At 43.4% G+C, this 13,754-nt stretch carries 9 protein-coding genes; 3 read left to right on the top strand and 6 right to left on the bottom strand.

Annotation, left to right across the window (positions count from 1 at the left end; genetic code table 11):
* Positions 1-46: 46 nt before the first annotated feature.
* Positions 47-583, bottom strand: coding sequence for a macro domain-containing protein (locus U5J89_RS03435; RefSeq protein WP_322574208.1), 537 nt, complete (start codon positions 581-583; stop codon positions 47-49).
* Between the two features lie 109 nt (positions 584-692).
* Here U5J89_RS03435 and U5J89_RS03430 point away from each other — a divergent pair, with 109 nt between their 5' ends.
* The 3 genes from U5J89_RS03430 (at position 693) to clpB (ending at position 4,254) form a co-directional block, all read left to right on the top strand.
* Positions 693-950 carry an AbrB/MazE/SpoVT family DNA-binding domain-containing protein gene (locus tag U5J89_RS03430; RefSeq protein WP_322574207.1) on the top strand — a complete coding sequence of 86 codons (258 nt, stop codon included), beginning with the start codon at positions 693-695 and terminating at the stop codon, positions 948-950.
* Complete coding sequence (locus tag U5J89_RS03425) at positions 947-1,336, top strand: type II toxin-antitoxin system VapC family toxin (protein WP_322574206.1); 390 nt, start codon at positions 947-949, stop codon at positions 1,334-1,336. Before U5J89_RS03430 ends, U5J89_RS03425 begins: the two co-directional genes overlap by 4 nt.
* 284 nt (positions 1,337-1,620) lie before the next feature.
* Positions 1,621-4,254: an ATP-dependent chaperone ClpB gene (gene clpB / locus U5J89_RS03420; protein ID WP_322574205.1), complete on the top strand. Its 2,634-nt coding sequence runs from the start codon at positions 1,621-1,623 to the stop codon at positions 4,252-4,254.
* Positions 4,255-4,346: 92 nt separating this feature from the next.
* Here clpB and U5J89_RS03415 read toward each other — a convergent pair whose 3' ends face one another.
* The 5 genes from U5J89_RS03415 to U5J89_RS03395 form a co-directional block, all read right to left on the bottom strand.
* Positions 4,347-5,837, bottom strand: coding sequence for an N-acetylmuramoyl-L-alanine amidase (locus tag U5J89_RS03415; protein ID WP_322574204.1), 1,491 nt, complete (start codon positions 5,835-5,837; stop codon positions 4,347-4,349).
* A gap of 137 nt (positions 5,838-5,974) precedes the next feature.
* Positions 5,975-7,075, bottom strand: coding sequence for an aminopeptidase (locus U5J89_RS03410; protein ID WP_322574203.1), 1,101 nt, complete (start codon positions 7,073-7,075; stop codon positions 5,975-5,977).
* A 213-nt stretch (positions 7,076-7,288) separates the two neighbouring features.
* Complete coding sequence (locus U5J89_RS03405) at positions 7,289-9,052, bottom strand: translocation/assembly module TamB domain-containing protein (protein WP_322574202.1); 1,764 nt, start codon at positions 9,050-9,052, stop codon at positions 7,289-7,291.
* A complete protein-coding gene (locus tag U5J89_RS03400; RefSeq protein WP_416208495.1) occupies positions 9,042-11,666 on the bottom strand; it encodes a hypothetical protein in 2,625 nt (874 codons plus the stop codon). The genes U5J89_RS03405 and U5J89_RS03400 overlap by 11 nt, the downstream gene beginning before the upstream one ends.
* Positions 11,667-11,752: 86 nt before the next feature.
* Positions 11,753-13,678: a BamA/OMP85 family outer membrane protein gene (locus U5J89_RS03395; RefSeq protein ID WP_322574200.1), complete on the bottom strand. Its 1,926-nt coding sequence runs from the start codon at positions 13,676-13,678 to the stop codon at positions 11,753-11,755.
* Positions 13,679-13,754 lie beyond the last annotated feature (76 nt).

Here is a 13,754-nt window from a genome sequence, read left to right as displayed (position 1 = left end):
TTTTTCACAGTTAACCCTCTGGAAACCTTGCGGGTTTTCTGCTAAATCATCCAAAAACTTCGTCCATCACTTCATCATGAATCTTAAGCGCATCGTTGCTCCACAGCACAAATCGAACGAGTGAAACATATTCCAGCCTATCAATTTTACTATTGATAGTTCCCAGAGCCACACGGGCGGCCGCTTTCATCGGATAGCCAAATGCTCCCGTTGATATAGCTGGAAATGCTATCTTTTCAATTTGGTGTTCTTCGGCTAAATCTAGTGCATTAGAATAACAGTTACCTAACAGTTCTTCAGCGGGTTCGTCCCGGCCGTATACCGGTCCCAAGCAGTGAATAATGTATTCATTGGGCAAGCGATGTCCGCCCGAAATAACAGCTTCGCCCGGCTGTATAGGTGCCATAGACCGCGTTTCAGCAGTCAATTCCGGTCCTGCCGCACGGTGAATAGCGCCGGCCACTCCACCACCAATGCGTAATTCAGCATTGGCAGCATTCACAACCGCTTGTACATCAGGCTGATGGGCAATATCTCCTCTTTTAAGTTCAATGGTAATATCTGAAACTTCTATTTTCTTCATCACTAAATATTTTTTACTCCCGATTCAATAATAATAACCGAAAAAGGATGTTGTATAATTCAAAACATATTTCTTACTTGCAGTAAGGAATTAAATAAAGCACTACATTATGGAAGAAGCAAAAGTAACAAGCAAAGGACAAATTACTATCCCCAAGAAAATTCGGGAGAAACTAAATATAAATCCCGGTGATAAACTCACTTTTAAAGAAAATGAAGAGGGAGAATGGATAATAAAATCCAATAAAAAATCCATCCTTAGATTAGCCGGGATTTTACATCGACCAAATCAAAAAAAATTAACAGTTGAAGAAATGAATCAAGCTGTAAAAGAGGCCGTAGCCGAAAAGTATAAAAAGGACTCATGAAAGGGTTAGATACAAATATTCTGGTTCGTTTCTTTACAAAAGATGACCAAGAACAATTTGAACAAGTCTTCCAATTATTTTCTCAGCAAGATTTGACCTTTTTTATTTCTTATCCCGTTCTTGTAGAGCTGGTTTGGGTTCTTGAAAGAGGATACAATTTCAACAAACAGCAAATCATTTTTGTTCTTGATGAGTTATTGGACACCAAACATTTTCATTTTGAAAACGCTAATAACCTAAAAGAAGCCATTACCCTCTTTAAAAATAATTCAGCAGACTTCTCTGATTGTTTGATAGGGGTTTTAGGTACTTCCAATAAATGTGATTCTACTTATACCTTCGATAAGAAAGCCTCCCAGTTAGGATCATTCTCATTGCTCCAATAAATGATTAGCATCTTAATCCTCAAATAGACTCCCAAACAGGATTTTAGAATAAGAGCTTTAGATCATTATATACATTATCTCAATTTAAATGCTCCAAACTGCCAATGCGACTCCCTATTGCACAGAAATGGCAGTTTGCGCTTCAATATTACAGTTGTAGTCCCAAACCGTCAGTGATCCCCTCCAAACACTGCAATTTAGACATATTTTTAGATTCGGTATGATATTGGCACCAATATTAGTGAAATAATCAAAAAGAAATTTTCACTAAGTATTGATCTATTATGAACTTAGATAAACTTACACTCAAAGCACAGGAGGCTGTGCAGGCAGCGGTAGATCTGGCCTCCAGCAATAATCACCAGGCGGTGAGCCCAACGCACCTGCTCATGGCTTTTCTATCAGATACCGACAACGTCATCAACACCATTTTAAATAAACTTGGCGTGCGGATTCCGCAATTAAAAACAGAACTTGAGAAGCGCATCGATAAACTGCCCGTTGTTAAAGGAGCTTCGGTTTCCGGGCAATACTTGTCTAATGATTCGAAAGAGGTATTCGATAACGCCCAAAATTCGGCCGACAGTCTTGGCGACGAATATATTAGCTCCGAGCACGTCCTTATCGGGATGCTGGAATCCAAGAGCGAAGCCGGCAGCCTGTTGAAAGAAAACGGTGTCAAAAAGGACGATGTCCTCAAAGTGCTTGAAGATGTTCGTGGATCGCAAAAAGTGGACGATCCCAATGCCGAAAGTCGATACAATGCCCTAAAAAAGTATGGACGCGACCTTAATGAACTGGCCGAAAAAAACAAGCTGGATCCGGTGATCGGTCGTGATCAGGAAATCCGCCGAATTATGCAGATTCTATCGCGGCGTACCAAGAATAATCCCGTTCTGATTGGTGAAGCCGGTGTTGGTAAGACGGCTATTGCCGAGGGACTGGCTCTGCGCATCAACAAAGGTGATGTGCCCGAAAGTCTTAAGACCAAGCGCATTGTAGCTCTTGATATGGGCGCGCTGATGGCCGGAACCAAATTCCGCGGGGAATTCGAAGAACGACTCAAAGCCATCGTCAACGAGGTTCAAGAATCGGAAGGAGAAATTATTCTCTTTATTGATGAGATTCATACCCTTGTAGGAGCCGGTGCCACAGAAGGCGCCATGGACGCGGCCAACATTTTGAAGCCTTCGCTGGCTCGTGGCGAACTGCATGCCATTGGTGCCACAACGCTTGATGAATATCGCAAGCATATTGAAAAAGACCGTGCACTCGAGCGACGAATGCAGAAAGTCTTGATCAATGAGCCATCCGTTGAAGATACGGTTTCGATATTGCGCGGACTCCAAGAACGATATGAGCTCCATCACGGGGTAAAACTCCGGGATGAGGCGTTGGTTGCTGCGGCTGAACTCTCACACCGTTACATAAGCGAGCGATTCCTGCCGGATAAGGCAATTGACCTTATCGACGAGTCAGCTTCACGCTTGCGACTGGAAATTGATTCGATGCCGGAAGAACTCGACCAGGTTGAGCGACAAATTCGTCAGCTCGAAATTGAACGCGAGGGACTCAAACGCGATCAAAACGAGGAAAAAATCGAGAATATTGAGAAAGAGCTCGCGGATCTCGAAGAAAAGCGCAACACGATGCGCAATCAATGGGATACCGAACGGGATCTTATCAAGAAAACGCGCGATCTAAAGCAAGCTATTGAAACGGCTCGTAATGAAGCCGAAAAAGCCGAACGCGAAGGCAAGTATGAGAAAGTTGCTGAGCTGCGATACGGCACCATCAATCAGCTTGAAAAAGATCTGGAAGACACCCAGGAAAAGCTCGAGGAAGTGCAGGAAGGCCGCGCGATGCTGAAAGAGGAAGTAGAATACGAGGATATTGCCGATATCGTCTCGCGTTGGACCGGGATTCCGGTTCGCAAGATGCTGCAAAGCGAGCGTGAAAAGCTCATCAATCTCGAAGAAGAACTACACAAGCGTGTCGTCGGACAAGATCCAGCTGTACAAACAGTTTCGAATGCAGTACGTCGTTCACGCGCCGGGCTGCAGGACGCACAACGTCCGATTGGTTCGTTCTTCTTCCTCGGATCTACGGGCGTGGGTAAAACGGAACTTGCCCGATCGCTGGCAGATTTTCTCTTCAATGATGAAGACGCCATGGTTCGCATCGACATGAGTGAGTATATGGAGCGCCACAGCGTCAGTCGATTAGTTGGTGCTCCTCCGGGATATGTGGGCTATGACGAAGGCGGTCAACTTACCGAAGCGGTGCGACGCAAACCGTATTCGGTAATCTTGCTTGATGAAATTGAGAAGGCCCATGCCGATGTCTTTAATATGTTGCTGCAGGTACTCGACGAAGGTCGCCTGACCGACAACAAAGGCGTCACGGTCGACTTTACCAATACGATTATCATCATGACCAGCAACATCGGTTCGCACCTTATTTCGGATAAAATCGAAGAAACCGGTGGCGAATTTACTGATGAAGTTTATAATAAGCTGCAGGATCAATTGATGGATCAATTGAAGAAACAGATTCGTCCGGAGTTCCTAAACCGAGTGGATGATGTCATTGTATTCCATCCGCTGGAGAAAGAACACATCCGCGAAATTGTGGATATCCAGTTGCGACGTGTACACAAGATGCTCGACAAAAAAGACATCAAGCTTTCGGTTTCTGATAATGTCAAAGACTGGCTGGCCGAACGCGGATACGATCCCGTTTATGGCGCACGTCCACTCAAGCGGCTGATCCAGACGAAAATTATCGATGAGCTGGCTACTGAACTGCTCAAGCGTGAAGAAGAGAGCGAAACACACTTCGAGGCCACCATAAGTGACGACGGAGAACGCATCGAGTTTGCGGAAGTTTATGAAGATGCCGAAGCCTGGGCAGAATAAACAGTTGATAGTTAGCAGTTACAATGATCAATAGCGCGGGAACTAGTTCCCGCGCTATTTTATTTTTATCAACGTTTCGCCATAAAAGGCGATTATTTAACTAAAACCATTTTTTGTACAAGCAATTGGTCTTCAAATTGCATCCTGCAGAAATAAACGCCTGAGGCATAAGCTGACGCATCCCAGATTTCAGCATGACTGTCGGCCTCATAAAATTGATCTGTAACCTCATCCACCATTCGACCGGCCACATCCCAGATAGTTATTCGCACTTTTCCCGACCTCTCAAGGCTAAAATTAATCGTTGTCGATTCTGAAAACGGGTTGGGATAATTATATTGCAAAGCTATATCGGTTTCTGTGTCGGCAGTTTCACCAATCTTCATATACACATTATCACGAATTTCGGGCAGGCGTACATATAAATTTTCGCCCGGACACAAAGTGCTGCATCCATCTCGATGACCGCTTATTGTATACAAACGAAATCCACTTGACGCATGAAAACTCCGTTCGGTCGGATCGATATTTTTCTCGTCGGATTTCCATGCCAGCAGCTCTTCAAGATTATTCAAGGCATTTGTAGAAGGCTGTACTTCTTCAAAATTTCCCAGCAGGCAAACCCCCATTGTATTCGAATTGGTGCCACAGAAATGAGCTCCCTGTACCTCATCGTTTCCATTAATCCATCCACGTCCCTGGTAAATAATTCCATTGGGATCAATCAGCCAGTTATAACCGATATCGTTCCAGCCATTGGTGTTGACGTGATAATCCCAGATACTTCGCACTACGGCCGGCCAATCAGATGAAGAGTTCGTCCCAGCGGAATGATGAATAATCTGATGAGTTACATCCGTTGCAGATACCGAACCGCTTGGTTCCTGTCCATCAGGGCAATCCCATTCGGTACGAGTCACATATTCCGGCATCGGATAATCCTGATTCTCATTGAGTTGTGATTTCTGCCTTGCAGACTGTTTAGCAGCCTGCTTCTTTAGCTCTTGGAGTACCGCCGTTGAAGTAGCACCCGGACTAGTAAATGAAAGCTTCAGCGATTGCAGCGTCGTTGGTCTCTGAGCCTGCCCTAAAACGACTCTAAATTGCAATAACCGGGTTGAATCCGGCAAAAATTGCAGTCTCCCAACCAACGTATCCGGGCTGGTAGTAAGATGATCATCTTTTTCAATGGTTTGCCATTCCGACCATTGCTGCCGGTCAGCCGTATGTCGAATTTGCAATTGAATATTTTGTGATTCCTCTCCTGATGACCGTTGCACCAAACGGCTGCCAACAGCCAAAAAAGGAGCAATACTGTCTACAGGAACTGCAATTTCATCAGACAGAAGCGTACCCTGCTTATCCGTTTTTTCTATCCGGATACCTTTTGGAGTTTGAGTGGCATTATCAACTGCTTTCAGCTTTTCCGTAGTACTGAAATCGAAGCTGATATATTCGGTCTTTATCTTTGAAGAATCCCCCTTCCAACCGGATTTATTGGAATTTTTCTGTTGTCCATTCGCTGACGAAGCTATAAATAAGAATAGCAAAAAACAGCCGAAAACATGTTGTACCGAATTCATAGATTGGGATATCTATTGTAATTGCCCATACCAAACTGAAACATTTTTAAGGGGATATCCAATTATAAGTTCCCTCAGATCACCAGTCATTAAAAAGGCATTTATAACGCAGAAATTTATTCCCAGGATATTGTTATTTAAAGCAAGTTTTCGGGATTCAATCCTTTCAAATCATCGGTAACAAACTTGCGGCCCTCGCGAATTTTTTCTCCGTCTAAATATACATCCGCACCGATACACACCAGATCCCAGTGAATATTACTCTCGTTGCCGTTGGGAGCAATCTCATAATCATTGCCAAGCGTTAGGTGATTCGAACCGTATATTTTCTCATCAAAAAGGATATCATACATCGGCTCATCGATAATGGGATTCAATCCAAAACTAAATTCACCAAACTGACGCGCACCGGCATCCGTATCCAAGATTTCCTCAAGTGCTTCATTGTTTGATGAATCCGAATCAATAACCACGCCGTCGCGTACTTCCAGCTTGACGTACTCAAATGGCTTGCCCTGGTATACGCTGGGAGCATAGGTAATATGCCCGTTTACAGAAGACAAAATCGGAGATGAAAAAAGCTCTCCGTCAGGAATGTTTCGCTTCCCAAAGCAGGGTATCCAGGTTTGATCTTTGACCGAAAATTCGATGTCAGTGCCCTCTCCTTCGAGCCGAATCATATCCGTTTCTTCGAGCCGTGTTTGCAATGGCTTCATTGCTTCGGCCAGCTCGGTATAATCCAGCAGACATGCTTTATAATAAAACTCCCTAAAGCGCTGGGTGGGCATCTTGGCATTCATGGCAAAAGCTTCAGAAGGATAGCGCAACACTACCCAATTGGTATTATTGACACGTTCTTTATAATGCACGGGATCTACAAAATGATCAGCATAGGCTTTGTTTGCCTCCTTACTTACATCTGCCTGCTCATAAATATTAAGGGCTGCACGAATACCTACAAAGGCATCCATATGCTTCATAAGGGGAAGCTGATCATTTTCTGCCTGCCCTTTCCAAAATTCTTTGTCCCCGGTTTCTACAAGCATGCGGCGAATTTCAGTGTCTTCAATTTGTACAAAGGGATTAGCATCCATCTCACGGGCGTGCTCCACCAGCGCCCGCAGCAGGCCAATGCCATTCAGCCCCACAAGCTGTAGCATCACATTCTGTCCCTTTTCCAGCTCACAGCTGAACTCTAAAATCTTTTTCGCTAATTGACGGTCTTCGTTTGAATACATGGTTTATTTATAGTCTCAAAAAATTAATAGCTCTTATTTTATAAGTATTTCGTGGTTTCCAAAGCCTTTCCACATAGTTACATAGAGAAACGCAAGGTATCATGAAAAAATCTATTTTAACTTAATATACCCTGTTATTTAAAGATCCTGAAACGAGTTCAGGATGACACAAATATTAAAATAGCAGTCTTAACTCACTACTCACTACTAAACCTAATAATCATAATTCCATCTTATATCCACACCCTGGCGAATATTATTTCCCTGTCGCAGAATCAATTTCAGATCTTCACGCAGCATATACTCCAACAAGAAACCCGTATCCGGCGTTGAACCCGTAATAACGTTCTGGATAGCAAAGAATACTTTAGGATTCAAATACCAGCCGGTAGTTATAGAAGTTCCTGTTTCTCCACCAGACCGAGTGTTATTAATTTTCACCACATCGATGCCCAGCCGCTGTGTTGCCAGTGCTTCCACCCTATCCAAAAGAACATCCAGGGCAACATCTGCGGCCGTAGTATTACTTCCGGAACTCGCTACGACCTGTTTCCAGGAGTCCAGTGCATAAAAAGGCTGTCCAAACAGCGTATAGCTTATAATATTTTCGAGCTCCATCGGTGGCTGACTCTCATATCTAAATTGAGGTTTCTCAACGGTACCTTCAATGATGTACCAGATTACAATATCTTCCTGAGTTTGTGGGGGCTCATATTTAGTTCTAATCTGAAGCTGCGGATTTTCAGGATTACCGCTGAACGTTACAACGCCTTCCTCAAGATCAAATCGTTTCCCAAAGGGACGTGCATATCCATTCGGAGCGGTCATATCTCCAAAAAGCTCCAGATCACTTCCACTTTTTTTAACCAAATCCAATACCCCATCCAATTCAAGCTCCATTTCGAGGTAGCGCTCATTTCGGATAAAAAACCGCCTATTAAATCCAATATCCATATCCAAGGCTAAAGAATCATACACACTAAACGAAGATGATTCCTGACCCTCAGTATCCAACTGCACACTTTCAACCGACTTTTCACCGAAGTTATCCAGTTTAATAAAACCACTCAGAAAATCGAGGCTTCCAGATATATCCGGACTTGTAACTGTTCCCTGCGTTCGGGCATTAAGATTTATAACTGCATTATACTCAGAGGTGTTGGCCGCCCGAAAGTTCTGAGCATTTATCTTGATATCCATGGCTCCGGGAATCAGTTCATTCAGCTCAATTGTACCATTCGCCTGAATATCACCGCCTCCGCTTTGAGCTGAAAATTTTGAAAGCCGGATTTGGTTAGGAGTAAAGTTAATTGTTGAGGCAATATTATTCACCATAATTCCGGCCGGCACCAGACGGAACTGCCCTCCTTTCAGTTCCAGATATCCATCTGTTTTTAAATCCTGCACTGCTCCTTTAACCTGCACAGAACCGTCAAGACTCCCTCTTACCTCTCTTAACAGCAACGGATCAATAAAATCATTGAGCGCCCTTAAGTTAAACTCATCCGTCTCAATATCGACAGCAATATGATCTTTCTGTTCCGGCAAATCTACTTGAAATGTTTTCATATCGATAAACAAAGGAAAGCGAGCACTAATTTTTGCAGCACGTTGCTTCAGAGACATAACGGAAGCATCCAGCGTGAGCTCCTCATCAGCGTGCCGGTAATTCGCACCTGCCGTTATGGAATCGATGGCAACGCCCGAGAGCATAGCATTTTTCAAGGTCACATCGGCATCAAACTCGGGATCGCCTGCCGTACCACCGATTGTTCCCCAAAACGAAAAGACACCGCTCGTTTCAGTATCTTCTACCTCATCGAAAAATGACTGAAAACGCTCGATAGAAATATCCCATACTCTCAATTCGCCCGATACCGGCTCTTCAAAGAAGGCTTTTTCAAACGTCTCGGGATCACCCAGCTTAAAAGGCAACTGGGTATGCCCGCTAATCAGCTCATCCCCATCATCCTTCAAGAGATAAAGCTCCCTCCATTCGCTCCTCGGCAATATCAGCAGAAATTGTTAATGAGTCAAAATCGGCACCCTCAAAATTTATCTCTGATAACACCATATCGCCCGTTGCCTGCAAGTCGGTACCCCGGCGATCGATGTTAAATTGTCCCGATAGCATTCCCTCAAAAAAGGTTTCTCCCAATAAGCTGCTTTGAATTACAGCCGTGTTCAGATCATTCCCTTTTACAAAACCCCGCTGTTCATCCGTACTGATTATCGGTAATCCCACTTCCAGAAACGATCCGTCCCCGGATGAAATGCGCAGTGTATCCATGCGGAGGCTATCATTCTGATACCGCAATTCAAAAGACTCCTCGAGTGTCAAAGTTCGATAATCACTGATCAGGTTTAATTCACTGGTTTTTATCCTGATGGAATCTGTTGCTACATGATACGTTCCAGACTGTTCAATACGTCCCTCTGTAGAACTTGTAAATTGAAAGTCGTACTGTCCTTTAGCAATTCCATCCCTGTAATCACCTTTTGTTTTAAGACTTAAATTCTGAAGCCGAATTCCCGAAAATACCGGCTCCTGCAAATTCAAATCAGTAAGGTAAAAAAGCGTATCTCCAACATTGATATCCACCGATCCCTGAGCACGATCAGCGATAAAAAGTGAGTCATACGCTATATCATGAATGTCTAATTTCCCAAGAAATCGAAGACCATTATTCTCATACGGACTTAATGTCCCCATAATATCGCCCTCCGCCTGTAACTCATCAGCATTTGCCAAGGGAGCCAGCGACGATAAATCTTTGAGTACCAGATCCAAAAATAATTCATTTTCCACTTTATATGGATCCAGCATATTCAGTCGAACATTAAATACACCGTCGGAAATACCACTTTGCAACCGGGCACTGTCAACGGTTACAACACTATCGCGTATCGAAAAATCAGCAAATATAGTATCAACCTTCTCCCCATTTATGATAGAAGAATCAACCTCCACCGTTGACCGTAGCTGCATGCTTGCAGGGTCGAATCCCGTTCCCTTTCCGGTAATAAGCCCATTCAGTGACGTGCTGAAATTCTCTCCTTCTAATAAAGTACCCAGATCTAATTCTTCAGTTTTTAACCGGTATTCATACGATGGCGTTGTTGTGATCTCCTGCAATGATGTTGCCAATTCAATACGTCCATCGTGAAAATTCATTGCCCCATCTGCCGTAAAATCATTGCTGCCAATAAGGCCATTCACTTCAGTATCTGTGATATTATGTCCCAATATCGTCCCCTTCGGCATGCTCAAAGTATAATCCCATGGCTCCTTCTGGGGATACCAATTCCTGCCCTCAAACGTCAAATTAAAAGCCAGGTTGCCGCCATAGGTTGTATCCTGCATCCAGTACCCCGGATTAATATTTTCACCCAGAACATTACCTTTTAGCAAAGGTTGTTCCGACCAAATATCCCGGGCCGATAAATCAACTGCCATTCTTTGCTGACCTTCAACAGCTTCTACCGTTAATGCAAGAGACTGATCTTCGATTTTACCCTTAGCTGATAATTTTTGTAAGCCATAGGGACTGCTTTCAATATCGGCTGCCGAAAATGAAAGCTTACCGGCCGTTTTTGACAAATCGAAAATATTTGCCTGACCATTAAAGGTAAGATCTAAGTTTTGTAACCGCGGATAGGTCGTGTTAGCTAATAGTGTCTCCAGATCTATTAACTTGGCTGAGGTTGTAACCCGCTCTACGATTAGCTCAGATTGCCAAACAACGCGACTGTTCATTTCGAATGATCGTATCCCCTCTCCCTCCATGAAAAGTCCGAGGTCGAACTGCTCTGGATTTCCCCGAACTGAAAACGTTACATCCACGTTTTCCCGAACGGGATACTCTTCTATAATCCCTGCAATATCTGACCAATAAACCGGCGTTGAAGCAACTCCAAGCTGCAGAGTCGTATCAGCCATATTAGTATATCCGCTGGCTTCAATTACTGACTGCCCCGTTGCTAAAACCAGTTTTTCAAGAGTCAGTTTTCGATTTTTTGCCGAAGCCGAAGCTTGAACGTCCAGAGATTGATCCAGATCATTTTCGGTTACATTTAAAGAGAAGTCACGCAGATCGAGCTCGAAGATCTTGCCATCATACCCAATGCTGCTGGCAATATTCATTTTCCTAATCTCATAACTCGATCCCAGCGACAAACTATCGGATTCAACAGAAACAGCCCCGTTATCTAATACAAATTTTGAAATGCGGAAAGGCATCATTGCTGATTCCGTTGTATCAGACGATTCGGCCACCAATTGATTAACATTCCAACCTTCGGTATCCTGCCGGAGATTCAGCGAAGGCTGATAAATACTCAAATTAGTTACGTCAATTTTTCCTCCCAATAAAGCCCAGATATTGTACGTAGTGTGTACAGAATCGATTTGTGCAATAGTATCATCGCCTTGGGTTAAAATAATTTGGGATAACGTTATGTCTTTCCATAAATCCCCTGACAACTTTTCTATAGACAGCTGTGCGTTGAGCTGTTCATTTGCTGTTGATACGAGGGCACTTCGAACCCGATCCTGAACAAACGCCGTCTTTAGGGATAAACGCAGAATCAATCCCATTACGAAAACTGATAAGCAAAACCAAAGCAAACGCTTTCCCCAACGTTTTATGGTGCTATATTTGTTGTTCGGCTTATCCATTAAAAGGCCTGCCCTATGCTAAAGTGAATACCAATACGATTCCACGCACTGCCGTGATTCGTGCCCTGATATATATCTAAATCCTGATTGGTAGGATTAAGCTTGTATCCAATATCGACCCTAACCGGGCCCAGCGGTGACTTATAACGAAGTCCGCCGCCTATTCCAAATTGCAACGGACGCCGCGGTGCACGTGCAAAAGTTTCCCAGATTTGTCCACCGTCCAAAAAAGCGGCCATTCCAAGTCCGTTAATTAAAAATCCCAATTCCTGACGAATCTCTACATTAAAACCAAACATAGCTCTGCCTCCCAGTGGAATGTAATCATTGAAACCGGTACTGTCGACCTGCACTCTCTTCGGTCCCAACTCATGGCGATACCAACCCCGAACCGAATTCGTTCCGCCCAGGTAAAATCGGATGTTACTGGGCAAAGAATCTGAAGAAGTCTGGAACAATCCGCCCCCCTGCACCCGCATGGCCAACATTGTTGAACTCGTAAGCCTCGTAAAACGACGAATATCCGCAGACAGTTTTTGAAAGCTAAAGGTAGCAAATCCAAAAAATCCCGAAGATTCAAGGTAAGGTTGTATTACCCATCCTTCCTGCTGTCGACCATAACCCTGACTGTAATAGCCAGTTAATTGTAGTGATGACAGATCGTATTCCAGTGTTGTATCGGGCAAGCTAATATCTCTTTGCCTTGAAAGCTCTTGGTTTTTGGTAAATTCGTACGAGGCCGAGGCCGTTAGATTTTGACTATATTGATAAATAAAACTGTTGGTAATACCCGCCCGCAACAGTTCATAATTGCTCTCCAACAAATGTTGCCCAAAAGGAGATATGATAAAACTGCTTTTGGTATTAAAAACATAGGGAAATTGATAGCTCATATTTACGTACTGCTCAATAAATGAACCTCGGGCAGTTACACTAAAGCGATGACCACGACGGGCAACATTTCGATGAGTCCAGCTGGCTTGGCCACGTAATTTATCCTCAGTTCCAAACCCTGCAAGTAACTCAACTGAGCGCTGTTCTTTTTCGCGTATACGCATTAGCAAGTTTAGTGTTGAATCTTGCGGCTGGTCGGGAATACTAATTGTAGCAAATCGAAACAAGTGATGATTAAAAAGTTCTTTTTGCGCTTTCTGCAGTTTATTAAGGCTATATTTTTTGCCCCGTTCCAATGAGGCTTCGCGCAGCACATAATCCTTATCAACTGTCTCGATACCCTCTACTTTTATAGAATCGATATACGTTCGTGGACCTAACTCGGCTTCAATAGATAGATCAGCAGAAAGTGCCGAGGTATCTATAGCTGCATCAATATTAACATCCACATATGCGTATCCAAGGTTTTTGATCACATCAGAAAACTTCCCCACGACCTCAGGTTCTTTTATCATTTCATACCGATTCCCCCGCTGGTAGGAATGTTGGTTTTGTGCCCGAGAAAAAGCACGGCTATCCCAAACCTGCCTTACATTTTTATCATCTCCCTTAATTTTATACTCAACATCATGTATTCGGATGGGATTGTTTTCCTTTATCGTAAAAAATACCTCTTTTTTCCACTCTTTATTTGTTGTTTCAATACGATATCCCACCTCAACATTTATAAATCCTCGTCGTTGATAATAATTGCGAATGCGAATTACATCTCGCTTAATATCCTTCTCATTTAACTCAAAACCTGTTTTATCCCAGAATTTTAGCTTCTCTCCAAACCCCGGAGCTTCTGTCGCAATCTGGTTTTTAAGCACCATCCCGGAATAAGTGATATTTCCTTCAAAAGAAACATTCCATACCTGGGGCACTCTCTCAGAATCATCCGACATATCCTGGGCTGCAGCTGATTCAATACATAAAAATATCATCAACACAGCCAAAAATACATATTTCAATAGACCAGGTAGCCGCACGCAAATCCAGTTTTTGAGGATTTTAATTTTAAGTCTGAAGATATGATCAAAAAAAGCTAATCAATAATAAAATTCA

The organism is Fodinibius sp. (assembly GCF_034521915.1).
Classification (GTDB): domain Bacteria; phylum Bacteroidota; class Rhodothermia; order Balneolales; family Balneolaceae; genus Fodinibius.
This window is presented reverse-complemented; position numbering and strand designations above follow the sequence as displayed.

Bases quoted from the DNA above. Each gene is read 5' to 3' on its own strand.
- U5J89_RS03435 (WP_322574208.1), bottom strand. From the start codon at position 583: ATGAAGAAAATAGAAGTTTCAGATATTACCATTGAACTTAAAAGAGGA.
- U5J89_RS03430 (WP_322574207.1), top strand. From the start codon at position 693: ATGGAAGAAGCAAAAGTAACAAGCAAAGGACAAATTACTATCCCCAAG.
- U5J89_RS03425 (WP_322574206.1), top strand. From the start codon at position 947: ATGAAAGGGTTAGATACAAATATTCTGGTTCGTTTCTTTACAAAAGAT.
- clpB (WP_322574205.1), top strand. From the start codon at position 1,621: ATGAACTTAGATAAACTTACACTCAAAGCACAGGAGGCTGTGCAGGCA.
- U5J89_RS03415 (WP_322574204.1), bottom strand. From the start codon at position 5,837: ATGAATTCGGTACAACATGTTTTCGGCTGTTTTTTGCTATTCTTATTT.
- U5J89_RS03410 (WP_322574203.1), bottom strand. From the start codon at position 7,075: ATGTATTCAAACGAAGACCGTCAATTAGCGAAAAAGATTTTAGAGTTC.